The organism is Vagococcus sp. 211 (assembly GCF_056322705.1).
The window spans coordinates 2,218,754-2,241,999 of the sequence record NZ_CM150475.1 but is presented as its reverse complement, the minus strand read 5'-3'; the positions used below and the strand labels follow the sequence as shown (position 1 = coordinate 2,241,999).

At 37.0% G+C, this 23,246-nt stretch carries 22 protein-coding genes; 15 read left to right on the top strand and 7 right to left on the bottom strand.

Going from position 1 to position 23,246, the window contains the following annotated elements:
- Positions 1–16 precede the first annotated feature (16 nt).
- From ACVWM0_RS10675 to mnmE, 3 genes are all read right to left on the bottom strand, one after another.
- Positions 17–799: a polysaccharide deacetylase family protein gene (locus ACVWM0_RS10675; RefSeq protein WP_476472600.1), complete on the bottom strand. Its 783-nt coding sequence runs from the start codon at positions 797–799 to the stop codon at positions 17–19.
- A 154-nt stretch (positions 800–953) separates the two neighbouring features.
- Positions 954–2,843: a tRNA uridine-5-carboxymethylaminomethyl(34) synthesis enzyme MnmG gene (gene mnmG / locus ACVWM0_RS10670; protein WP_476472599.1), complete on the bottom strand. Its 1,890-nt coding sequence runs from the start codon at positions 2,841–2,843 to the stop codon at positions 954–956.
- A gap of 13 nt (positions 2,844–2,856) precedes the next feature.
- The gene (gene mnmE, locus ACVWM0_RS10665) at positions 2,857–4,254 is read right to left on the bottom strand and encodes a tRNA uridine-5-carboxymethylaminomethyl(34) synthesis GTPase MnmE (RefSeq protein WP_476472598.1); all 1,398 of its coding nucleotides are present in this window, start codon (positions 4,252–4,254) and stop codon (positions 2,857–2,859) included.
- 302 nt (positions 4,255–4,556) lie between these two features.
- Here mnmE and ACVWM0_RS10660 point away from each other — a divergent pair, with 302 nt between their 5' ends.
- Entirely contained in the window at positions 4,557–5,387 is an 831-nt protein-coding gene (locus ACVWM0_RS10660) for a hypothetical protein (protein ID WP_476472597.1), read from the top strand.
- Between the two features lie 95 nt (positions 5,388–5,482).
- Here the strand turns inward: ACVWM0_RS10660 and jag are convergent, their stop codons facing one another.
- The 4 genes from jag to rpmH all read right to left on the bottom strand — a co-directional run bounded on the left by jag (position 5,483) and on the right by rpmH (position 7,670).
- Positions 5,483–6,211, bottom strand: a complete 729-nt coding sequence (gene jag / locus ACVWM0_RS10655) for an RNA-binding cell elongation regulator Jag/EloR (protein ID WP_476472596.1) — start codon at positions 6,209–6,211, stop codon at positions 5,483–5,485.
- Between the two features lie 28 nt (positions 6,212–6,239).
- Positions 6,240–7,028 carry a YidC/Oxa1 family membrane protein insertase gene (locus ACVWM0_RS10650; protein ID WP_476473709.1) on the bottom strand — a complete coding sequence of 263 codons (789 nt, stop codon included), beginning with the start codon at positions 7,026–7,028 and terminating at the stop codon, positions 6,240–6,242.
- Between the two features lie 25 nt (positions 7,029–7,053).
- A complete protein-coding gene (gene rnpA / locus ACVWM0_RS10645; protein WP_476472595.1) occupies positions 7,054–7,419 on the bottom strand; it encodes a ribonuclease P protein component in 366 nt (121 codons plus the stop codon).
- A 116-nt stretch (positions 7,420–7,535) separates the two neighbouring features.
- Positions 7,536–7,670, bottom strand: a complete 135-nt coding sequence (gene rpmH / locus ACVWM0_RS10640) for a 50S ribosomal protein L34 (RefSeq protein WP_086952559.1) — start codon at positions 7,668–7,670, stop codon at positions 7,536–7,538.
- A 476-nt stretch (positions 7,671–8,146) separates the two neighbouring features.
- Between rpmH and dnaA the strand changes: the two genes are divergently transcribed.
- The 14 genes from dnaA (at position 8,147) to ACVWM0_RS10570 (ending at position 23,218) form a co-directional block, all read left to right on the top strand.
- The gene (gene dnaA, locus ACVWM0_RS10635; protein WP_476472594.1) at positions 8,147–9,490 is read left to right on the top strand and encodes a chromosomal replication initiator protein DnaA; all 1,344 of its coding nucleotides are present in this window, start codon (positions 8,147–8,149) and stop codon (positions 9,488–9,490) included.
- Positions 9,491–9,645: 155 nt separating this feature from the next.
- On the top strand, positions 9,646–10,776 hold the full coding sequence (dnaN, locus tag ACVWM0_RS10630) for a DNA polymerase III subunit beta (protein ID WP_476472593.1): 1,131 nt from the start codon (positions 9,646–9,648) through the stop codon (positions 10,774–10,776).
- Between the two features lie 222 nt (positions 10,777–10,998).
- Positions 10,999–11,250 carry a S4 domain-containing protein YaaA gene (gene yaaA, locus ACVWM0_RS10625; RefSeq protein WP_476472592.1) on the top strand — a complete coding sequence of 84 codons (252 nt, stop codon included), beginning with the start codon at positions 10,999–11,001 and terminating at the stop codon, positions 11,248–11,250.
- Positions 11,237–12,358, top strand: a complete 1,122-nt coding sequence (recF, locus tag ACVWM0_RS10620; protein ID WP_476472591.1) for a DNA replication/repair protein RecF — start codon at positions 11,237–11,239, stop codon at positions 12,356–12,358. Before yaaA ends, recF begins: the two co-directional genes overlap by 14 nt.
- 1 nt (position 12,359) lies before the next feature.
- Positions 12,360–14,306, top strand: coding sequence for a DNA topoisomerase (ATP-hydrolyzing) subunit B (gene gyrB / locus ACVWM0_RS10615; RefSeq protein WP_476472590.1), 1,947 nt, complete (start codon positions 12,360–12,362; stop codon positions 14,304–14,306).
- Positions 14,307–14,328: 22 nt separating this feature from the next.
- Complete coding sequence (gene gyrA / locus ACVWM0_RS10610) at positions 14,329–16,839, top strand: DNA gyrase subunit A (RefSeq protein WP_476472589.1); 2,511 nt, start codon at positions 14,329–14,331, stop codon at positions 16,837–16,839.
- A gap of 154 nt (positions 16,840–16,993) precedes the next feature.
- Positions 16,994–17,293 carry a 30S ribosomal protein S6 gene (gene rpsF, locus ACVWM0_RS10605; RefSeq protein ID WP_476472588.1) on the top strand — a complete coding sequence of 100 codons (300 nt, stop codon included), beginning with the start codon at positions 16,994–16,996 and terminating at the stop codon, positions 17,291–17,293.
- Positions 17,294–17,335: 42 nt separating this feature from the next.
- Entirely contained in the window at positions 17,336–17,869 is a 534-nt protein-coding gene (gene ssb / locus ACVWM0_RS10600; protein ID WP_476472587.1) for a single-stranded DNA-binding protein, read from the top strand.
- A 22-nt stretch (positions 17,870–17,891) separates the two neighbouring features.
- Positions 17,892–18,134, top strand: a complete 243-nt coding sequence (gene rpsR / locus ACVWM0_RS10595) for a 30S ribosomal protein S18 (RefSeq protein WP_476472586.1) — start codon at positions 17,892–17,894, stop codon at positions 18,132–18,134.
- Positions 18,135–18,287: 153 nt separating this feature from the next.
- Entirely contained in the window at positions 18,288–18,740 is a 453-nt protein-coding gene (rplI, locus tag ACVWM0_RS10590) for a 50S ribosomal protein L9 (RefSeq protein ID WP_476472585.1), read from the top strand.
- A gap of 26 nt (positions 18,741–18,766) precedes the next feature.
- Positions 18,767–20,131 (top strand): replicative DNA helicase, encoded by a 1,365-nt coding sequence (gene dnaB / locus ACVWM0_RS10585; protein ID WP_476473708.1) that lies wholly within the window; start codon positions 18,767–18,769, stop codon positions 20,129–20,131.
- A gap of 120 nt (positions 20,132–20,251) precedes the next feature.
- Positions 20,252–21,544 (top strand): adenylosuccinate synthase, encoded by a 1,293-nt coding sequence (locus tag ACVWM0_RS10580; RefSeq protein WP_476472584.1) that lies wholly within the window; start codon positions 20,252–20,254, stop codon positions 21,542–21,544.
- Positions 21,545–21,669: 125 nt separating this feature from the next.
- Complete coding sequence (locus tag ACVWM0_RS10575; protein ID WP_476472583.1) at positions 21,670–22,542, top strand: DegV family protein; 873 nt, start codon at positions 21,670–21,672, stop codon at positions 22,540–22,542.
- 160 nt (positions 22,543–22,702) lie between these two features.
- The gene (locus ACVWM0_RS10570) at positions 22,703–23,218 is read left to right on the top strand and encodes a helix-turn-helix domain-containing protein (protein WP_476472582.1); all 516 of its coding nucleotides are present in this window, start codon (positions 22,703–22,705) and stop codon (positions 23,216–23,218) included.
- Positions 23,219–23,246: the final 28 nt, after the last annotated feature.

Here is a 23,246-nt window from a genome sequence, read left to right as displayed (position 1 = left end):
AAAAGATTAGAATTTTTTAGATTCTCTTGATATTAAAACGACTGTAATAATTCATCGGCACTTGTGACAGTTGAAACATGTCATCAATCGTCACAAATTCATACCCATCATTACGTAGTTCATTGATAACCGTAGGAACAGCAGCAACCGTTTCTGGGTGGATATCATGCATTAAGACAATCGCTCCATCAAAGATATTTTCTTTAATCTGCTTCACAATGGCCTTCTCATCTCTTGATACCCAGTCTTTTGAATCCACTGACCACTGAATGCTTGGTAAGAGTAGTGTTTTGTTTACTACTTTGTTAGTCGCCCCGTAAGGTGGACGGACATATCTTACAGGCTGTTGAATGGTCTGTTGGAAAATATCTTCCATTTTTTGACTGTCTTTTGTAAGCTCTGTTAGCGGCATCTTCACTAAATTCTTGTGTTGGTAAGAGTGACTTCCTACCACGTGCCCTTCTTTAACCATGCGCTGCAATAATTCTGGCTCATTCTCCACTTGAGTTCCTACAACAAAAAACGTCCCTTTAATCTCCTCAGACTTCAAGGTATCTAACAACACGTCTGTTGTTCCTTTTCTTGGCCCATCATCAAAAGTTAAGGCCACTGTTTTGTATGTTTTTTTGTTTTCTTCCTCGCGCTTTTTCACCGTTTCCTGATGTACAGCAGCTTCATAAGCTACCTTTTGTTTTTCTTGTTTGGTCGTTACTATAATCAATGTACTAATTAACATAATAGCAAAAACAAAGCAAACAATCACGAGGTGTTCCTTCTTTATACCCTTCCCTTTTCCCATGACAACTCTCCTAAATTTCTTAATATAATGTTTCCATTATAACATAGCTAGTCTTTTTTTCTCGACCTAAAAAGATTAAAAAGGTATAGGTGATAGTTGCCTTTTCAGACTCTACCACCTATACCTCTTTCAAAATGTTTCACGTGAAACATTTTTATTTAATTTTAGCAATGCGCCCTTGTTCAATATAGACCATCAATATACTAATATCCGATGGGTTGACACCACTGATACGACTGGCTTGAGCAATCGTTGTTGGTCGTATTTTTTCTAATTTTTGAACCGCTTCTGTTGCTAAGCTATTAACTGCTTTGTAGTCAATGTTTTCTGGAATTTTTTTGGCTTCCATACGTTTTAATTTGTCTACTTTGTCCAGTGCTTTTTTGATATAACCTTCATACTTGATTTGGATTTCAACTTGTTCAATCACATATCGAGATAATGGTTGTTCTGGTTCAGGAATGAAGGCAGCAATATCTGCATACCCTAATTCTGGTCGTCTTAATAAATCCCCCGCCAAAATACCATCTTTTAATGTGGCTGATTGCTTATCTTCCAAATGTGCCTGAAGTTCTTTTGTTGGTTTCAAACGAGTGCGAGATAAACGGTCCAATTCAGCTAGTACGGCTTCTTTTTTCTCCAAGTACTCTGCGTAAGAGGCTTCGTCAACTAAGCCAATGTCATGACCCGTTTCTGTCAGACGTAAGTCCGCGTTATCATGTCTCAATAATAATCGGTACTCCGCACGAGAGGTTAATAAACGATACGGCTCATTGGTTCCTTTGGTTACTAAATCATCAATCAAGACACCAATATACGCATCACTTCTCTTTAATACAAGTGGGTCTTTTCCTTGAATTTTCAAACTAGCATTGATCCCTGCTATTAGACCTTGACAGGCAGCTTCTTCGTAACCAGACGTCCCATTGGTTTGACCTGCTGTATAAAGGCCTGTGATTTTCATGGTTTCAAGGGTTGGTTTTAATTGATGAGGTAAGACAACATCATACTCAATAGCATACCCACTTCTCATAATTTCAGCCTCTTCTAAGCCTTCAACACTTTTAACCATCTCACGCTGTACATCTTCTGGTAAAGACGTTGATAGTCCCTGAACATAGACTTCTTCTGTGTTAGCTCCTTCTGGTTCTAAGAAAATTTGATGACGTGGTTTATCACTAAAGCGAACGATTTTGTCTTCGATAGACGGACAATATCTCGCTCCCACCCCTTCAACAATTCCGGTAAACATTGGAGCACGGTGTAAATTCTCACGAATCACGCTGTGTGTATCCAAATTCGTATACGTTAACCAACAAGACAATTGTTCTTGTTTATAAGCTTCATCTAAACTACTAAAACTAAAATGGTTAGGTGTGATATCTCCAGGTTGCTCTTCTGTCTTATCATAATTAATGGTGCTTGCTTTAACACGTGGCGGAGTCCCCGTTTTGAAGCGATCAATCTCAAGACCAATCTCTTTTAAGTTGTCAGCCAAACCAACAGCTGGTAACGAATTATTAGGCCCTGAAGAATATTTCAAATCTCCAATAATAATTTCGCCACGTAAAGCCGTTCCTGCTGTGATAATCACTGCTTTACTTGTGTAAGATGTTCCTGTGTTTACTACCACACCTTGGCACACATCGTCTTCCACGATTAGTTTTTCAACAATCCCTTGTTTGATCGTTAAATTTTCCGTCTCTTCCAAGGTTTTTTTCAACTCATTTTGGTAGGCATATTTATCTGCTTGGGCACGTAAGGCTCTAACAGCTGGCCCTTTCCCAGTATTAAGCATACGCATTTGGATGTAAGTTTTATCAATGTTACGCCCCATCTCGCCACCTAATGCATCAATTTCTCGAACAACAACGCCTTTTGCCGGTCCACCAATTGATGGGTTACATGGCATAAAACCAATAATATCTAAATTTAATGTGACTAATAAGGTATTCATTCCCATGCGAGCTGATGACAACGCTGCCTCAGAACCTGCATGTCCGCCACCAACAACGATGACATCATAATCATATGTTTCTATCATAATAACTTCCTCTCTATTTCCCTAAACAAAACTGGCTAAATAACTGGGTAATTAATTCATCTTGAACGCTGTCTCCAATAATTTCACCTAAAATATCCCACGCACGGGTCATATCAATTTGAACCAAATCAACAGGCATCCCTGCATCAAGACCTGTCATCACCTCTTTAAGTGAGCGATCAGCTTCTTCTAATAAGGCAATGTGGCGAGAATTAGAAATGTACGTTGCATCTTTGCCATTACCACTGTTAACAAAGAAGGTATCCTTGATTTGTTGTTCTAATTCTTCAATGCCTTTGCTTGATGTCACTGAAATGGACAAGACAACATCTGTTTCGCCAATAAGACGACGTAATTCGGTGTGATCAAGCTTTGTCTCTAAATCCATTTTGTTGAGCAAAATAATACGATGTGAGTCTTTAGTAATCTCCAGCAATTCTTTGTCCATCTCTGTCAATGCTTCGCTTTGATTTAACACAAGTAAAATTAAATCTGCTTCGCCTAATGCTTTACGACTCCGCTCCACACCAATTTTTTCAACCGTATCTTCTGTATCTCGAATACCCGCTGTATCAATTAATTTCAATGGAACTCCCCGGACATTAACAAATTCTTCAATCACATCACGGGTGGTTCCTGCGATATCTGTCACGATGGCTTTATCTTCTCTTAATAAGTAGTTAAGTAAGCTAGACTTCCCAACATTAGGTCGTCCTATAATGGCTGTCGATAACCCTTCTCTTAAAATTTTCCCTTGTTTCGCTGTTTGTAAGAGTTTGGCGATATCTGTACGAACACTGTCTGCTTTTTCCATCATAATACGTGTGGTGACTTCTTCCACATCGTCGTACTCTGGATAATCAATGTTAACCTCAACTTGTGCCAAAGCTTCCAGTATGTCTTGACGCAAGGCCCTGATCATCACTGATAATTGGCCATCCAATTGGCTCAAAGCAAGTTGCATAGACTCATCTGTCTTCGCTTGTATTAGGTCCATAACCGCTTCTGCTTGCGACAAATCCATACGACCATTTAGGAAAGCGCGTTTGGTAAATTCACCAGGTTCAGCAAGTCTTGCCCCTTGTCTCAATAATAGTTGGAGAACTTGATTGGCTACGACCATACCACCATGACAATTAATTTCAACAATATTTTCTCGTGTAAATGTCTTAGGTGCTAGCATGACAGAATACATCACTTCATCTAAAACAAAATCTTGCTCCGGATCTTTTACATGCCCATAATGAATCGTATGACTGTCTACATCAAGCAATGATTTTTTTTGATAATTTGCTACACGATCAGCGATCACAACCGCATCCTCACCACTTAAACGAACAATACTAATTGCTCCTTCTCCTGGTGGTGTTGAAATGGCCGCAATGGTATCAAATTCTTTGGTTATATTCACCGTTTCTCAACCTGCTTTCTTATTTTTAAGCATATAAAAAAGTGCCCACTCCACCCCTTGTCAGCACAATGGGTAGATACGCACTTTGACTGCTATCTGATTAATATTTCATTGAAATGATAACACAATCTGCTCCTATTAACAATTTTTTGAAATAAAAAAAGGTTAATTTCTAATTTAAGTGCATGCAGTGATATTATTTACTTTCAATATTTATTTATTTTATATACTAATTCAATATATGTGTTAGTTATTCTGATATAATGAAAGAATAATAGAATATAAAAAAGGAGTGGTTTAGTATGGGCGGTTCACTTATTCAGTATGTATTCACCATGGGAATTTATATCATTGTGTTAATGCTCATTGTCGAATTTATGAGAAAGAATTATCGTTTCGCTAGTTGGTTTTGGTTAGCAACTCTACTGACATTTCCAATATGGATTATGAGTGGTGGTGTTTCTGGCTGGTTTAGATGGGTTAAAATTTTAAGTGTTATTTTGCCGACTATCTTGTTAGGTTTTTCACGTGTTTCTTTTGCAGATCAAAAATTAGGAACTTTTTGGGTATCTCTTAGAAAAAACTGGATGCTCTGGTTCCTCTATGGTATTTTATTTTTAAATATTTTCGAAGCAACAATGAAAGACTTACAAATGGGTAATTATTTCAATGCCTTTGCTGGTTTTATTCTTTGTTTAACAATCCCTTACGCTCCAAAATATTGGGATATTGAAAATAAACCGAATGGCGATTTACTCGTTTATACAACTATTATGTGGAATTTTCTATACACCACTTGGAATGCTGCTTTTGTTTACGCAGAGGGAGCAACCTTCTTCGCGAGTTCCTTATGTATTTTACTTGCTGCAGAACTTTATCCTATCATAAAAAAAAGACCAGAATTATACGTTATTGCTCGTGTCTATACCTTAGCAACACACTTACTACTACGTGCACTTATACCTGATTTATTTCCAACTGTTATGAATTCTACGACTTGGTTTAATCCCGAATTCCTAAATAAATGGGGCATTTTCAACTTTATGATTTCCTTACTATTTGTTTTCTGGCATACCTGGCAGTTACACACCGGTAAAGCAGAGAGATCTTTTAAACGTTTGAAATCAACCTAAAAAAGGACGCCTACACTGGTTACTTATCTAATCAGTGTAGGCGATTTTTTTAGAATAAAAAAAGAAGCAGATGAATCTGCTTCAATCTTTAAATATTATTTTAATTCAACCACTAAATAGCGATGAGGTTCGTTCCCCTCAGAATGCGTTGTTATATCATCTTCTTGAGAAATGATATGATGCACTTGTTTTCTTTCAAAGGCTGGCATCGGTTCTAAGAATACAGGTTGCCCTGTCTCCTTGACTTGACGCACCGCTTGGTAAGACAAGCGGTTGATGATTGATTCACGGCGTTCCCGGTAATCACCCACATTAACCATGATAGCAATACGGTTCTTAGCAATACGATGAATATAAACTTGCGCAATATACTGAATCGCATTAAGTACAGCACCGTGTTTGCCAATCAAGGCCCCTTTTTTAGATGTTTCTAAGTGGTAAACCACACGATTCGGAGTTCTCTCAAGCTTAACCATAGCAGGGATCCCCATGTCTCTCGTCATATCTGTAAGGAATACAGCCAAAGCAGTAATAGCTTCTTCATCAGAAAGTTTAGTAGGTTCACTATTTTCTGAGGTATTCACTCTTACTGACGGCTCTACAACATCAACGACGTCTTCCACGATTGCTTCTTCCATAGATACAACAGGTTCTGGTTTATTTTGTGGTGTTATAGAAACAACTGCTTCTCTTTTACCTAAACCAAGAAACCCTTTTTTACCTTCTTCAACTACTTGAATATCCGCATCTGAACGAGCAATTTTCAGTGCCGTTAGCCCTTTTTCAATTGCTTGTTCAACTGTCTCACCTGTAAATTGTTGCATGATACGAACTCCCCTCATCGTTTATTCTCTATTTTCTTTTCTTATTAGACATGTTCGCTTTACGTAGCGCTCTCTCTAGATCACGCTTGCGTTGCTCTTCAGCTTCGCGTTCTTGTTTAATAGCATAAGGATTATTGATGATTAATGTTTGAACCACTTGGAATGCATTTGAAACTACCCAGTACAGAGATAACCCACTGGCCAATTTAACCCCCATAAAGAGAATCATCAATGGCATCACATAAGTCATTGATTTCATCGCGTTTGGAGTGTCTGCCGCTTGACTCATTGATGTTAATTTTGTACTGATAAAAGTAAAGATTGCCGCTAAAACTGGCAATACATAAGTTGGGTCTGCTACCCCTAGTTCTAACCATAAGAAATGACCTTGTGTTAACTCAGGCACTCTAGAAATAGATTGCCAAACAGCCATCATAATAGGTAATTGAACGAGCATTGGTAAACAGCCCGATAAAGGATTGACACCGTTCTCATTATAAAGACGTTGTTGCTCTTCTTGTAACTTGCGAACTGTGTCAGCATCTTTTGAGCTATATTGTTGTTGTAATTCTTTTAATTTTGGTTGTAACTCTTGCGTTTTACGCATGCTCTTCATTTGATAATTCATTAAAGGCATCAGTAACAAGCGAACAATCAAGGTGAATAGGATAATACCTAACCCTTTATTCCCTTTAAATGAAAGTAACTTGATGGCTTCCCCAAAATAATAAACAACATAGCGATCCCAGAAGCCTGTACTTGAACTATCGACAGTTCCAGTACCGCACCCGGTTAAAACAAAAACTAGCATAAACATACTTAATAATAACAGCCACTTTTTCTTATTCTTCACTATTATGAACCTCTCTTACTTCTATTAAATTCGCTAATTTAAAAACATGTTGTAAGTTCTTCTTAACTTCTTCAAAACTCAAGTTAACAATATTAGGCCTAGCAATTAAAACAATATTATAGTGAGGCTTTATTTCAGCTTTCATTTCAAATAGACCTTGTCTTATTAAACGTTTGATTCTATTACGCATCACAGCGTTCCCGACTTTTTTTCCTACGGATAGGCCAACTCTGAAATGCTGGTTGTTAGGATTTTCAGCTACGTACACAACAAAATTTCGATTGGCAAAAGACTGCCTCTTCTCCATGATGTGTTGAAACTCTTTCTCTTTTTTAATACGATAGGACTTTTTCATACTACATCCCTTTAAATTTTATTTTTATTGACCAATATTAAGTCAATAATAGCATAAAGTCATGATCTTTTTCTCTCTTTTACAAAAAAAAATCACTGACCCTTAGATTCAGTGATTTATGCTGCTAATACTTTTCTTCCTTTACGACGTCTTGATGCTACCACACGACGACCGTTCTTAGTGCTCATACGTTTACGGAAACCATGAACTTTTTGACGTTTACGTTTTTTTGGTTGATATGTTCTTTTCATTCAATCCACCTCCTAAAACTTAAATATGCTTTCTAAAAAAAATCACTTAGACAGACTATGACATTATACAAAGAAAATGATAGTTTTGTCAAGCTCTTATGGAAAGGTTCTTATAAAATAGTTATCCACACCCTTAATTTTAATTCCACATTGCTGTGAATTGAAAAATAATAAAAAAAAGTTCTCCTTAAGTTATTTTCGAGTTATCAACAAGTTAACAAGGGGTATAAAAGTTATACACAACTAACCAAAAAGTTGTTAACAACGTCTGCTAGCTTTTATTTAACAACCTTCTTAGTTGTTGATAACTTTGTTTATTTTTTCTAAACTTTTTAACTTATGCACATTAATTTTTTGCTTGTTCATAACTTTTATCCACTTATGTTAACTTGTTATCCACAATGATAAAAATCAGTGGAAAACTTTTTAAATTAATGCTAGAATAGACAAGAATCTAAAAATTAAGGAGGATACTTATGCCCAATATTGATTATATTTGGACAGAGTTAGAGGAGACGTACCGAAAATTGTTAACACCCCCTAGCTTTAATGCGTGGATTGAACAAGCAAAACCAATCAGTTTAGTGAATAACTTATTAACAATTGAAGTACCTTCACAACTTCACCAAGACTATTGGGAAAAAAATCTTGCTAGTAAAATTGTTGAGACTGGTTTCAAATTAACAGGAGAAGAAGTTACTCCCATCTTCATTATTCAGAATGAACAAGCTGAACCAGAAAAAAAAGACAACATCCGACAAACTGAACTACCTGATATTGTTAAACAAAATAGTAAAAAAGCTTTATTAAATAGTAAATACACTTTTGATACCTTTGTTATTGGTAAAGGAAATCAGATGGCACATGCCGCAGCGCTTGTTGTATCTGAAGATCCTGGAGCCACTTACAATCCTTTGTTTTTCTATGGTGGCGTTGGTTTAGGTAAAACCCATCTCATGCACGCCATTGGGCATCAAATGTTGACAAATCAACCAGATGCCAAAATCAAATACGTTACCAGCGAAACATTTGCTAATGATTTTATTAACTCTATCAAGAACAGTACATCTGAGGCTTTTAGAAGAGAATATCGAAGCGTTGACTTATTACTTGTAGATGATATTCAATTTTTTGCGGACAAAGAAGGAACACAAGAAGAGTTTTTCCATACCTTTAATACACTTTATCAAGATGGTCGCCAAATCGTCTTAACCAGTGACCGATTACCTAATGAAATACCAAAACTACAAGAACGTTTGGTATCGCGTTTCGCTTGGGGCTTATCCGTTGATATCACCCCGCCTGACTTAGAAACTCGTATTGCGATTTTAAGGAAGAAAGCAGATGCTGAAGGGTTAGAAATTCCAGACGATACTCTATCATATATTGCAGGACAAATTGATTCGAATATTCGTGAACTTGAGGGAGCTCTCGTTAGAGTTCAAGCTTTTGCGACAATGAATGGACAAGACATTACAACTAGCTTAGCAGCAGATGCTTTGAAGAGTTTAAAACCTGCTACTCGAAAAAATGAATTATCTATTTTATTAATTCAAGAAGAAGTCTGTAAGTATTACCATTTACAACTCAAAGATTTAAAAGGAAAAAAACGAGTAAAATCCATCGTTGTTCCTAGACAAATTGCCATGTATCTTTCCAGAGAAATGACAGATAATTCATTACCAAAAATCGGAGCTGAATTTGGAGGGAAAGATCACACGACTGTGATTCATGCTCATGAAAAAATTCAGCAACTGACAGAAACAGATCCGACCATTCAAAAAGAAATAGAAGATATCAAAAATATGCTGCTAAACTAACTGTGGATAACTAAAAAAGTAACCCTCGACTTATCCACATGTTATTAACAGCTATTTTCTCTTTATTTATCTATACTCAAATACTTTATCCACAGTACTAACAGGACCTACTACTATTACTATATATATTTATATAAATTTAAAGGAGAATCAGTATGAAAGTCACACTAAACCGGAGTGCATTTTTAGAAGAATTAGCAACCGTTCAAAGAGCCATCTCTGGAAAAACAACCATTCCTATTTTAACCGGAGTAAAGATTGTTTTAACCAATGAAGGTTTAACCTTAACTGGTAGTAATGCAGACATCTCAATTGAAACTTTTTTAAGTGTTGAAGATGACAAAGCAAACATGATGATTGAAAAAACAGGGGCGATTGTATTACAAGCTCGTTTCTTTAATGAGATTATTCGTAAATTACCAGAAACAACATTAAGTTTAGAACTGATCGAAAACAACCAATTAGTGATTACATCAGGTAAAGCCTTATTTAAAGTTAACGGATTAAATCCTGAAAACTATCCACACTTACCAATTGTGGATAATGAAAAATCATTAAAATTGCCGGTTCGTGTGTTAAATAAATTAATTAGCGAAACGGTTTTTGCAGCATCATTACAAGAAAGTCGTCCTATTTTAACAGGAGTCCATTTCATCTTAAATCAAGGAGCCTTGATGGGCGTTGCAACCAATAGTCATCGTTTGTCTCAACGTGTCATCAATTTAGAACAAAGCGATCATGATTTTGATGTGGTGATTCCTGCGAAAAGTTTGCAAGAATTATCTCGTTCATTTAAAGACGAAGACGAAGTTGTAGAGATGAATATCATGGAAAACCAAGTTCTCTTTAAAACAAGTAACATGAATTTCTATTCTCGTTTACTTGAAGGGAACTATCCTGATACAGCACGTTTAATTCCAACTAATTTCAATACTGAAATTGACTTTAACGTACCTGAATTATTAGCTGCCATTGACCGTGCGTCTTTACTATCCCATGAAGGTCGTAATAATATCGTTAAGTTATCCATTGATTCAGAGCAAGTTACTATTTACGGAAACTCTCCAGAAATTGGGAACGTAGAAGAATCTTTAAGCTTTAAAAAAGTCTCTGGTGAGCCGATTGATATCTCTTTCAATCCGGATTACATGAAAGATTCACTAAAATCCTTTGGAAACATTGATGTGACTATCAAGTTTATTTCACCTATTCGTCCCTTTACGCTACAACCAAAAGACGAAGAAATTAATTTTATTCAGTTAATCACACCTGTTAGAACCAATTAATCTATGATTATTTATGAAAAGTTACCTTTATAAGAGGTAACTTTTTTTTATGCTAATATCTCTTTTTTTACTGTTTAAGGAATTTAAGGGAAGAAACGATAAAAATGTCTCTTTTGGTTCAAATCGCGTATAAATTGCTCTTATGAAAGATTATTTGTTTTTAGGCCTTAAAAAAGGTATAATAGAACCACTCAAACTATTGAAAAGAGTAGGTGAAACATTATGAAAAAAACTTTCCTACTGAAAACGGAATACATGACATTGGGACAGTTTCTAAAAGAAGTTGATGTCATTTCTAGTGGAGGAATGGCTAAATGGTATCTACAAGAGCACACTATTTTTGTAGATGGCGAACCAGAAAATCGCCGCGGAAGAAAATTATATGCAGAGATGATGATTGAAATACCTGAAGTAGGTACTTTTTTTATGGCTAAAAAAGAGGAAAACAAGGATTCATTGAATGCTGCTGACTAATATTTCATTGACGAATTATCGTAATTACGATGAAATGTCTCTGTCATTTTCACCTAAATTAAATATTTTTTTAGGTGAAAATGCTCAAGGGAAAACGAATTTATTAGAAAGTATTTACTTATTATCATTTGCTAGAAGTCATCGCAGCAGTAATGAGAAAGAATGGATTCAATGGGAACAAGAATTTGCTCGCATTGAAGGTCATTTAGAAAAAAAAGCCAGCTCACTTGATTTAACGATGATTCTTTCCAATAAGGGCAAGAAAACCAAAATCAATGGGCTAGAACAAAGAAAATTAAGCGATTATATTGGAACATTAAATGTTATTTTATTTGCACCTGAAGATTTATCCATCGTCAAAGGGTCACCACAACATCGCCGGAAGTTTTTAGACATGGAAATTGGTCAAATTAACCCGCAGTATCTTCACAACCTAAGTATGTTTCAAACGGTTTTAAAACAACGAAACCAGTATTTGAAAAAAATTGCCTTCAGTCACTCCAAAGATCCCGTTTATTTAGATGTTTTATCCGAACAACTGGCACAAGCTGCGAGTTTTGTTTTGTATTATAGGCTTCAATTTATTGAAAAATTAGAAGGATGGGCAAACACCATTCATCAAAAAATTTCTTTTAACAAAGAAGTATTAACGATGACTTATAAAACACAATTAAGCGTGGATAATACCATGACAAGAGATGCAATTTATGAAACATATGTCAATGAGTTGAAGCAAAGCGAACCAAGAGATTTACAGCAACAAACAACGTCTGTAGGGCCTCACAGAGATGATATATTATTTTTTGTGAATGGACAAAACGTCCAAACTTATGGATCTCAGGGGCAACAAAGAACCACAGCATTGAGTGTTAAATTAGCTGAAATTGAATTGATTAATGATGAAATAGGGGAGTACCCGATTTTGTTATTGGATGATGTGTTAAGTGAGCTGGATGATGAAAGACAAGTTCATTTAATGGAATTCATTGAAAATAAATTGCAAACATTTTTAACAACAACAAGTTTAACGCATTTAGAAAACAAATTAACGATAGAACCAACTATTTTTAATATTTCTAGTGGGATGGTAGAAAGGAATTGTGATTAACGTGTCAGAAGAAATCAACAACACTGAAAAACATCAAGAATACGATGCCAGTCAGATTCAAGTTTTAGAAGGACTAGAAGCCGTTAGAAAACGTCCAGGTATGTATATAGGATCTACCGGTCCTCAAGGCTTGCACCATTTAGTCTGGGAAATTGTCGATAACTCAATTGATGAGGCATTGGCCGGTTATTGTACTGAAATTAATGTCATGATGGAACAAGATAATAGTATTACCGTATTAGATAACGGTCGTGGTATTCCAGTAGGACTTCAAGCTAAAACCGGACGTCCAGCTGTGGAAACCGTGTTTACTATCCTACATGCCGGAGGTAAATTTGGCGGTGGCGGTTATAAAGTATCAGGGGGACTACATGGTGTAGGCTCTTCTGTAGTAAATGCATTGTCTCAACGTCTAAAAGTAAATGTCCATAAAGATGGTCAAAACTATTTTCAAGAATTTGCTTATGGTAAAGTCGTGGCAGATTTAAAAGTCATTGGAGAAACAAGTCATAATGGGACAGAAGTTAACTTTTCACCTGACCCAGGTATTTTTAAAGAAACAGTTATTTTTGACTATGACACATTAGCTGTCAGAATCCGTGAATTAGCCTTTTTAAATCGCGGCTTGAAAATTAGCATTGAAGATAAGCGTGAAGGGCAAGAAAAATACGAAGAGTTCCATTATGAAGGTGGGATTCAAAGCTACGTTCAATTTTTAAATGAGAAGAAAACCGTGTTATTTGATGAACCTATTTTCACAGAAGGAGAGCAACAAGGTATTTCTGTAGAGGTTGCCTTACAGTACACGGATGGTTACCATACCAACCTGTTAAGTTTTGCGAATAATATCCATACTTATGAGGGGGGGACCCATGAATTTGGGTTTAGATCTGCCTTGACTCGTGTCATCAACGATTATGCTAAAAAGCAAAAAATATTAAAAGAGAACGATGAGAACCTAAGTGGAGAAGACGTACGTGAAGGAATCACAGCAGTTATCTCTATTAAGCATCCAGAGCCTCAGTTTGAAGGCCAAACGAAAACCAAATTAGGTAACTCAGAAGTTAGAACGGTAACAGACCGACTATTCTCAGAAGCCTTTAATAAATTTTTATTAGAAAACCCAGAAACGGCTAAAAAAGTAGTTGAAAAAGGGATTTTGGCATCAAAAGCAAGACTTGCAGCTAAGCGAGCTCGTGAAGTAACAAGACGTAAAGGCGCACTTGAGATCAGTAGTTTACCTGGTAAATTAGCCGATTGCTCAAGTAAAGACCCAGAGCGTTGTGAAATTTATATCGTCGAGGGAGATTCGGCCGGTGGTTCTGCCAAAACAGGGCGTGACCGTAAATATCAAGCCATTTTACCTATTCGAGGGAAGATTTTAAACGTTGAAAAAGCCAGCATGGAAAAAATATTAGCTAACCAAGAAATCCGTTCGTTATTTACTGCAATGGGAACAGGTTTTGGCGATGATTTTGATGTAACCAAAGCGCGTTACCATAAATTAATTATTATGACGGATGCGGACGTGGATGGGGCTCATATCAGAACCTTATTATTAACGCTCTTTTATCGTTACATGCGTCCAGTGGTAGAAGCCGGGTATGTCTACATTGCACAACCACCGTTGTACGGCGTGAAGCAAGGGAAGAATATTACTTATATTCAACCTGGAAAAGACTCAGAAGAACGCTTGGCCCAAGCAGTAGAAGATTTACCAGCTACACCAAAACCAAGCATTCAACGATACAAAGGTCTTGGCGAGATGGATGATCATCAATTATGGGAGACAACCATGGATCCAGAAAACAGAACCTTATTGCGTGTCACAGTAGAAGACGCAATGAAAGCTGATGCTGTCTTTGATATGTTGATGGGGGATAGAGTAGAACCTCGTCGCGAATTTATTGAAGCCAATGCTCACTATGTTAAAAATTTAGATATTTAATTAGGACGAAGGAGAATCATTCATGTCTGAGGATATAAGAGAAAATATTATAGATGTCAATCTGACACAAGAGATGGAAGACTCATTTATTGATTACGCAATGAGTGTTATTGTTTCTCGTGCCTTACCTGACGTTAGAGATGGTTTAAAACCCGTTCATCGCCGTATTTTATATGGGATGAACGAAATGGGTGTTACACCGGATAAAGCACATAAAAAATCAGCCCGTATTGTTGGGGATGTTATGGGGAAATACCATCCTCATGGGGATAGCGCTATTTATGAGTCAATGGTAAGAATGGCACAACCCTTTAGCTTCCGCCAAATGTTGGTCGATGGCCATGGTAACTTTGGTTCTGTCGATGGTGACGGTGCGGCTGCTATGCGTTATACAGAAGCTCGTATGAGTAAAATTGCGATTGAAATGTTACGTGATATCAATAAAAACACGGTTAACTTCCAAAATAACTACGATGAAACGGAGCGAGAACCAGAAGTTTTACCCGCACGTTTCCCTAACCTTTTAGTTAACGGAACAACAGGAATCGCTGTTGGGATGGCCACCAATATCCCACCTCATAACTTAGGAGAAGTGATTGATGCGTTAAAAGTATTAATGGACAATCCTGATGCGACGACAGCAGACTTAATGGAAGCTTTACCTGGACCAGACTTCCCAACAGGTGGACTAGTTATGGGTAAATCTGGTATTCGTCGTGCTTATGAAACCGGTAAAGGCAAGATTATTGTTCGTGCTAAAGTGCATATTGATGAAATGAAGAATGGTAAAGAACGCATTATTGTGACCGAAATTCCTTACATGGTAAACAAGGCAAAATTGGTAGAACGTATTGCTGATTTACACCGAGAAAAACGCATTGAAGGCATTACTGACTTAAGAGATGAGTCGTCTCGTGAAGGGATGCGTATTGTGATTGAAGTGAGACGTGACGTGAGTGCTGCGGTTGTTTTAAACAACTTGTACAAATTAACCTCTCTTCAAACAAGTTTTGGTTTCAATATGCTGGCCATTGTTAAAGGTGTGCCAAAAGTATTGGGCTTAAAATCTATTTTAGAATATTATTTAGAGCATCAAGAAGAAGTTATTTACCGTCGAACGGAATTTGATAAACAAAAAGCCGAAGCGCGTGCTCATATCTTAGAAGGGTTACGTATTGCTTTGGATCATATCGATGAGATTATCCATACGATTCGTTCCTCTGCGTCAGATGATGTGGCCAAAGCCTCATTGATTGAAAGATTTGAGTTATCTGACCGTCAAGCACAAGCGATTTTAGACATGCGTTTACGTCGCTTAACAGGGTTAGAGCGAGACAAGATTGAGAAAGAATACCAAGAATTACTTGTTTTAATTGCTGATTTGAAAGACATTTTAGGTAATCATGACCGTATCTTGGCTATTATTTCTGAAGAAGTCGACGAAGTGAAACGTAAGTACAATGACGAACGACGCACGGAGTTATTAGTGGGCGAAGTCTTGAGCTTAGAGGACGAGGACTTAATCGAAGAGGAAGATGTGGTCATCACATTGACTCATAATGGTTATGTGAAACGTCTTCCAAGTACAGAATTCAGAACACAAAATCGTGGGGGACGTGGTGTTCAAGGAATGGGCGTTCATGATGATGATTTCGTAGAAAATCTGATTTCATGCTCAACCCATGATACGTTATTATTCTTTACAGACACAGGTAAAGTCTTCCGTGCGAAAGGGTATGAAATTCCTGAATATGGCCGTACCGCCAAAGGAATCCCTGTGATTAACTTACTGGGGATTGATTCAGCAGAAAGCATTGAAGCTATTATCAATGTAGCAGGCACCGCACAAGACGATCAATACCTATTCTTTACGACACGTTTAGGAACAGTAAAACGTACGTCAGTGACGGAATTTGCGAATATTCGTACGAACGGATTGAAAGCGATTGGTATGCGTGAAGGGGATACGCTAATCAATGTGTCCTTAACAAATGGAGATGATACGATTATCATCGGAACACGCAATGGTTATTCTGTGACCTTCAAAGAAGAGGCGGTTCGTTCAATGGGCCGTACAGCTTCTGGAGTGAGAGGGATTCGTTTACGTGAAGGCGATATTGTTATTGGAATGGACGTATTAGCTGAAGAAAGCGAAGTCTTAGTGATTACTGAAAAAGGATATGGCAAGCGAACAAAAGCGTCTGAATATCCTGTTAAGGGTCGTGGCGGTAAAGGGATTAAAACCGTTAACATTACTGAGAAAAATGGTCCTTTAACTGGTTTAACCACTGTTAATGGTGAAGAAGACATTATGTTGATTACTAATAAAGGGGTTATCATCCGTTTTGATGTGGACACAGTGTCTCAAACAGGACGTGCCACACAAGGGGTTCGACTGATCCGTTTAGAAGATGATGCCATTGTGTCAACCATGGCCAAAGTGTTATCAGAAGAGGAAGAAAGCATAGAAGAAGAGATGACTTCTGATAGTGCAAATGAGTCAGTAGAAACACCAGAAACAACAGAAGAATAAAACATAAAGAAACTGATCCTGTAAAAAGGCTCAGTTTTTTCTTGCTTTATGAAACAAAGTCACGTATAATGATGAACTGTGAGTAAACAACAGTTTACTCTCCTTGTTCCTAGATAGATTTTAGGAACCTTTAGTCCATAAGGAGGTGAAATCAATGAATAAAGCTGTAAACTATGAAGTGATGTACATCATTCGTCCAAACATTGATGAGGAAGCGAAAAGTGCTCTTGTAAATCGTTTTGATTCAGTATTGAAAGATAACGGAGCAGAAGTTTTGGAATCTAAACTATGGGAAAAACGCCGTTTAGCTTACGAAATCCAAGATTTCCACGAAGGTATCTACCATATCGTAAAAGTTTCTTCAACAAATGCAGACGCATTAAATGAATTTGATCGTTTAGCTAAAATCAACGGTGACATTTTACGTCACATGATTATTAAAGAAGAAAACTAAGAATGTTTCACGTGAAACATTTATCTGAAGGGGGAGCGACAAATGATTAACAATGTTGTGTTAGTAGGAAGACTTACTAGAGATCCAGATTTGAGATATACATCAAATGGATCAGCTGTAGCGACATTCAACTTGGCTGTTAACAGAAACTTTACTAATGCTAGTGGAGAACGTGAAGCTGATTTTGTTAATTGTGTGATTTGGAGAAAACCTGCTGAAACATTAGCAAATTATGCCAAAAAAGGTACTTTGCTAGGTGTAGTAGGACGTATTCAAACGCGTAATTATGAAAATCAACAAGGTCAAAGAGTGTATGTAACAGAAGTAGTATGTGATAATTTTCAATTATTAGAATCTAGAAATGTGTCAGAACAAAGACAACAGACACCTGGTGACTTTAATGCTGGTAATAACACAGAAAGTTTTAATAATCCTTTCTCTCAAAACCAAAGTAATCAGTCATTTGGTCAAACTTCACCATCAAAACAAAACGACATGCCGAGTTTCGAACGTGAGGACAACCCATTTAGTGGTTCTTCACAAATAGATATATCGGATGACGATTTACCATTCTAAAATTAGAATAGGAGGCATTTCAATGGCAGCTCAACAAAGAAGAGGCGGCAAAAAACGCCGTAAAGTATGTTACTTCACAGCTAACCATATCGACCATATCGATTACAAAGATGTAGATTTATTATCACGCTTTATTTCAGAACGAGGTAAAATTTTACCACGTCGTGTAACTGGAACGTGTGCTAAACATCAACGTAAATTGACTATCGCTATCAAACGCGCTAGAATTATGGGTCTATTACCATTCGTTGGCGAAGAAAACTAATAAAACAAGAACATTCACTTAGTGGATGTTCTTTTTGTTTCGTCTGAATCAGTCTTTGAAAAAGTAAGAATGTTTATGAAACAGCTAGATTATGTTAAAATATGAAGGTAAAGTAAAAGACTATTAGCATTAGATAGAGAAGGAGTGTTAAGTATGAAAGTAATTTTTTTACAAGATGTTAAAGGAAAAGGCAAAAAAGGGGAAGTCAAAGATGTTGCAGTTGGCTATGCCCAAAACTTTTTACTTAAAAAAGGCTTAGCTGTTGAAGCAACAGCACAATCATTAAGTGAATTAAAAGGAAAAACCAAAGCAGAAGAGAAAGAGAATGCTGAAATCTTAGCAGAAGCAACTCAATTAAAAGAAAAGATAGAAGCAGAAGGTTTTGAAGTATTGCTTAAATCAAAAGCAGGAGAAGATGGCCGCTTATTTGGCTCAATTCCATCAAAACAAATTGCAGAAGCGTTGAACAAACAACACAATATCAAAATTGATAAACGTAAAATGGAGTTAACACAACCAATCAAGGTACAAGGATTTACGAATGTACCAGTTAAACTACATAAAGAAGTTACAGCGAAATTAAGAGTACATGTTGTCGCAGAATAAACAGGAAAAACAGGTGAATGAAGCAGATGGAACATATCCAACAAGATCGTATTCCACCCCAAAGTGTGGAAGCTGAACAAGCAGTAATTGGCTCCGTCTTTTTGGATGCAGATGCTATTGTTGAAGCCATGGAATACATTGAAGCCAAAGATTTTTATCGAAGAGCTCATCAAATCATTTTTCAAGTGATGATTGACTTAAACAATCGAAGCGAAGCGATAGACGTTATTACTATCAAGGATGAGCTAGAGAAAAAAGATTTGATGGAAGACATTGGTGGCATTAGTTATTTGTCAGAGCTTGCTTTAAGCGTTCCTACAGCGGCTAATGTGGGATACTACGCTAAAATCGTGGAACAAAAATCCCTCTTACGGCATTTAATTCAAACCGCAACAGAGATTGTCTCAAAAGGCTTTGAACAAGACGAAGACGTGGAGACAATATTAGACGATGCGGAACGTCGTATTCTAGAAGTATCAGAAAAAAGAAATCGCAGTGGTTTCTTAGCTATTTCAGATGTGTTAAGTGATTCCATTAGTCAAATTGAAAAATTAGCACAAGATGGAGACACTATTACTGGTCTACCTACTGGTTATCACGCATTAGATAAAATGACGGCAGGATTACAACCAGAAGAGTTAATTATTTTGGCTGCAAGACCTGCGGTTGGGAAGACAGCCTTTGCTTTAAATATTGCGCAAAACGTAGGGACTAAAACAGATAAATCTGTTGCCATTTTCAGTTTGGAGATGGGAGCTGAGTCTTTGGTTAACCGTATGCTATGTTCTGAAGGGTTAGTTGATGCCAGTCATTTAAAGACAGGTCAATTAACAGATGAAGAATGGGACAATATTATTGTCGCGATGGGTAGCTTATCTCGGGCGAATATCTTTATTGACGATACTCCAGGGATCAAAATTTCAGAAATTCGAGCAAAATGCCGTAAATTAGCACAAGAACAAGGAAATTTAGGCTTAATTCTGATTGATTATTTGCAGCTGATTGAAGGTAGCGGAAAAGAAAACAGACAGCAAGAAGTTTCTGATATCTCAAGACAATTAAAAAAAATATCAAAAGAGTTAAAAGTACCAGTGATTGCATTATCACAGCTATCACGTGGTGTCGAACAACGTCAGGACAAACGTCCCGTACTGAGTGATATTCGGGAATCAGGTTCGATTGAGCAAGATGCAGACATTGTTGCCTTTCTTTACCGAGATGATTATTATCAACGAGAGTCAGACGAAGATGCGGATGAACGCCCAGATAATAACAATATTATTGAAGTGATCATCGAAAAAAATAGAAGTGGTGCACGAGGAACAGTCGAACTACTCTTTATTAAAGAATATAATAAATTTTCATCAGTATCTCCTCGTGAAGAGTTTTAGCGTTCGTGTTTAAAACTTTTTGCGAGTTTTTTTATTAAAATTGTTCGATAATTGTTGCCATCAGTCAAGTGATTTGTTAAGATAGTTTGGTATTAAGATATCATAGAATGGAGTGTTCATATGTCATCAATCGTAGTAGTTGGAACACAGTGGGGCGACGAAGGAAAAGGTAAAATTACTGATTTCTTAAGTGAAAATGCAGATGTAATAGCAAGATATCAAGGAGGAGACAATGCGGGTCATACCATTCAATTTGATGGAACCACGTATAAACTTCACCTCATTCCATCAGGTATTTTTTATGAAGATAAAATCAGTATTATTGGTAACGGTGTTGTAGTGAATCCAAAGGCTTTAATCAAAGAATTGGATTACTTAAAAGAACATGGGATTATGGCCAATAATTTACGTATTTCTGATCGTGCTCATGTCATTTTACCGTATCACATCAAGTTAGATCAGTTGCAAGAAGATGAAAAAGGCGATAATAAGATAGGGACAACGATTAAAGGAATTGGTCCTGCTTATATGGATAAAGCGGCTCGTTGTGGTATCCGAATCGCAGATTTATTGGATAGAGAGATTTTTGAAGAACGCTTAAGAATTAATTTAAATGAGAAAAATCGTTTGTTTACTAAGATTTATGAAGAAGAAGCATTAGATTTTGAAGAAATGTTTGAAGAATATTATGAATATGGTCAAATGATTAAGGACTATGTAACAGACACATCAGTCATTCTAAACGATGCCCTAGATCAAGGTCAAAAAGTGTTGTTTGAAGGGGCTCAAGGGGTAATGTTAGATATTGATCAAGGAACATACCCATTTGTTACTTCTTCTAATCCATTAGCTGGTGGTGTAACTATCGGTAGTGGGGTTGGCCCATCTAAATTAGACAAGGCTGTGGGAGTATGTAAAGCTTATACCTCTCGTGTAGGAGATGGCCCATTCCCAACAGAATTGTTTGATGAAACAGGTCACCAAATCCGTGAAGTTGGTCGTGAATACGGTACAACAACAGGCCGACCTCGTCGTGTTGGCTGGTTTGATAGTGTGGTAATGCGCCATTCTAAACGCGTATCAGGCTTAACAAACCTATCGTTGAACTCAATTGACGTGTTAACAGGCATTGAGACCTTAAAGATTTGTACAGCGTATGAATTAGATGGCAAAGAAATTTACCATTACCCAGCAAGTCTGAAAGAATTATCTCGTTGTAAACCTATTTATGAAGAGTTACCAGGTTGGACGGAAGACATTACAAGCTGTAAAACATTAGAAGAATTACCAGAAAATGCCCGTAATTACGTTAAGCGTGTGGCAGAATTAGTGGATATTCGTATTTCTATGTTCTCAGTAGGTCCAGATAGAACACAAACGAACATTTTAGAAGATGTTTGGGAACAAGCGTAATTTAATTAATAGGCAAGAAAGAAAGAGGAGACGTGATTTCTCTACCAAAAAAGACATTTGGTAGAAAACGAACGGCTTCTCTTTTATTTTTTTTTGTAGTAGTATTACTAAAAAGGGGGTTCAACATGGAAAGAAAGTTTGAGATACTAACCGACTCTTGTTGCGATCTATCATACAGTGAATTAAAGGAAGCACAGGTTCAATTTGTCAGTATGGTGATCCAATTAGATTACAAAGAACAAGTAGATGATTTAGGCCAAGTGTTTGATTATGATGGCTTTGTGACAGCTATTGAGGAAGGCAGCGTTCCAAAAACATCCCAAATCAACATTGGGACGTATCAAGAAGTATTTAAAGATTATATAGGAAGTGAGAGACCGTTACTATACGTTGGTTTTTCATCTGCCTTAAGTGGCTCTTATCAAAATGCTTGCTCCGCTTTACGTTTATTAGAAGAAGATCATGGCTCATTGCCAGTACATATCCTAGACACGAAGTCAGCCGCTCTAGGAGAAGGTTTAATCGTTAAAGAAGCTATTCGTCTAAGGGATGAAGGGAAAAGCTTAAACGAGGTCTTAGAGGTCTTAGAAGAAAAGGCCAAACGCTTGCATTCATGGGTGACAGTAAATGATTTAAATCATTTAGAAAGAGGTGGCCGAATCTCTAAAACCACAGCAACTGTGGGTAGCCTGATTAAAATAAAACCAATTATTCATGTCAGCGCGATAGGTGAGCTGGCGAATGTTGGAAAAGTGAGAGGCCGTAAAAAAGCGATTGAGAAAATAGTGAGTGAGACCAAACGAACCATTGAGAACAGTGATGAGCAAATCATTTACATTTCTTACGTGGGAGATCTAGCTGCCGCAGAAATGGCAAAAGCAATGCTAGAAGAAACGATTCCTTCAAAGGGCGTTGAGATACGCAAAATGGGGCCAACAATTGCCAGTCATACTGGATATGGTGCCTTAGCTATCTTTTCATTTGGTGAAGTTAAATAGAGATAAGCAATGAAGATAAGTGTCTTAATCGCATTTATCTTTTTTATTTTGGGCATGTTAAGAGGCTTTGACATAAGTAATAGGGCTATTGTCTAATGTATTAGGCAGACATAAGTGCTGTGTTCAATCATAGTAGAGATAAGGATAGGAGATGGAAAAAATGGGCTTAGGAGCAAAGTTAAAAGAGCAACGAAAACAAAAAGGATTAACCCAAGAAGAGGTGGCTGAAGCGATCTATGTGTCAAGGCAGACAGTATCTAATTGGGAAACGGGAAAGACGTTGCCTGACATAGAGAGCTTAATCGATATTGCTCATTTCTATCACTTATCGTTAGATAGTCTATTATTGAAAGGATCTGATGTCGTGGAAGATATTAAAAAGAAAGAGCGTTTAGCGTCACTAGGCAAATGGAGTATTCTACCTTACTTCTCAACGGCCTTATTATTTATTTTAGAATACCGAGCCCTCAAAACCGATGATATGCTGGGATTAATACTGATAGGGGGCTTATTATTTATTAATGCAGGGGCATTTATTTACTTTGAGAAGGAGAATAAGAGGATTAAAAACAAACCAACTAGACTGACGAGGAGACAAATTACCTTTATTGTGTGTTGTGGGGTGATAGGGTTAGTGTTAGGTTTCCTATCAAGCTATTATCAATTATTGCCATAAAAACATGTAAATAGGCTAGAAACTTCTA

Coding starts and splice junctions, on each gene's coding strand:
- recF (WP_476472591.1), top strand. CDS start 11,237: ATGCTGCTGACTAATATTTCATTGACGAATTATCGTAATTACGATGAA.
- ACVWM0_RS10580 (WP_476472584.1), top strand. CDS start 20,252: ATGTCATCAATCGTAGTAGTTGGAACACAGTGGGGCGACGAAGGAAAA.
- yaaA (WP_476472592.1), top strand. CDS start 10,999: ATGAAAAAAACTTTCCTACTGAAAACGGAATACATGACATTGGGACAG.
- rnpA (WP_476472595.1), bottom strand. CDS start 7,419: ATGAAAAAGTCCTATCGTATTAAAAAAGAGAAAGAGTTTCAACACATC.
- rpsR (WP_476472586.1), top strand. CDS start 17,892: ATGGCAGCTCAACAAAGAAGAGGCGGCAAAAAACGCCGTAAAGTATGT.
- ACVWM0_RS10660 (WP_476472597.1), top strand. CDS start 4,557: ATGGGCGGTTCACTTATTCAGTATGTATTCACCATGGGAATTTATATC.
- jag (WP_476472596.1), bottom strand. CDS start 6,211: ATGCAACAATTTACAGGTGAGACAGTTGAACAAGCAATTGAAAAAGGG.
- ACVWM0_RS10575 (WP_476472583.1), top strand. CDS start 21,670: ATGGAAAGAAAGTTTGAGATACTAACCGACTCTTGTTGCGATCTATCA.
- rpmH (WP_086952559.1), bottom strand. CDS start 7,670: ATGAAAAGAACATATCAACCAAAAAAACGTAAACGTCAAAAAGTTCAT.
- ssb (WP_476472587.1), top strand. CDS start 17,336: ATGATTAACAATGTTGTGTTAGTAGGAAGACTTACTAGAGATCCAGAT.
- mnmG (WP_476472599.1), bottom strand. CDS start 2,843: ATGATAGAAACATATGATTATGATGTCATCGTTGTTGGTGGCGGACAT.
- dnaA (WP_476472594.1), top strand. CDS start 8,147: ATGCCCAATATTGATTATATTTGGACAGAGTTAGAGGAGACGTACCGA.
- dnaB (WP_476473708.1), top strand. CDS start 18,767: ATGGAACATATCCAACAAGATCGTATTCCACCCCAAAGTGTGGAAGCT.
- ACVWM0_RS10570 (WP_476472582.1), top strand. CDS start 22,703: ATGGGCTTAGGAGCAAAGTTAAAAGAGCAACGAAAACAAAAAGGATTA.
- rplI (WP_476472585.1), top strand. CDS start 18,288: ATGAAAGTAATTTTTTTACAAGATGTTAAAGGAAAAGGCAAAAAAGGG.
- ACVWM0_RS10675 (WP_476472600.1), bottom strand. CDS start 799: ATGGGAAAAGGGAAGGGTATAAAGAAGGAACACCTCGTGATTGTTTGC.
- dnaN (WP_476472593.1), top strand. CDS start 9,646: ATGAAAGTCACACTAAACCGGAGTGCATTTTTAGAAGAATTAGCAACC.
- rpsF (WP_476472588.1), top strand. CDS start 16,994: ATGAATAAAGCTGTAAACTATGAAGTGATGTACATCATTCGTCCAAAC.
- gyrA (WP_476472589.1), top strand. CDS start 14,329: ATGTCTGAGGATATAAGAGAAAATATTATAGATGTCAATCTGACACAA.
- ACVWM0_RS10650 (WP_476473709.1), bottom strand. CDS start 7,028: ATGTTTATGCTAGTTTTTGTTTTAACCGGGTGCGGTACTGGAACTGTC.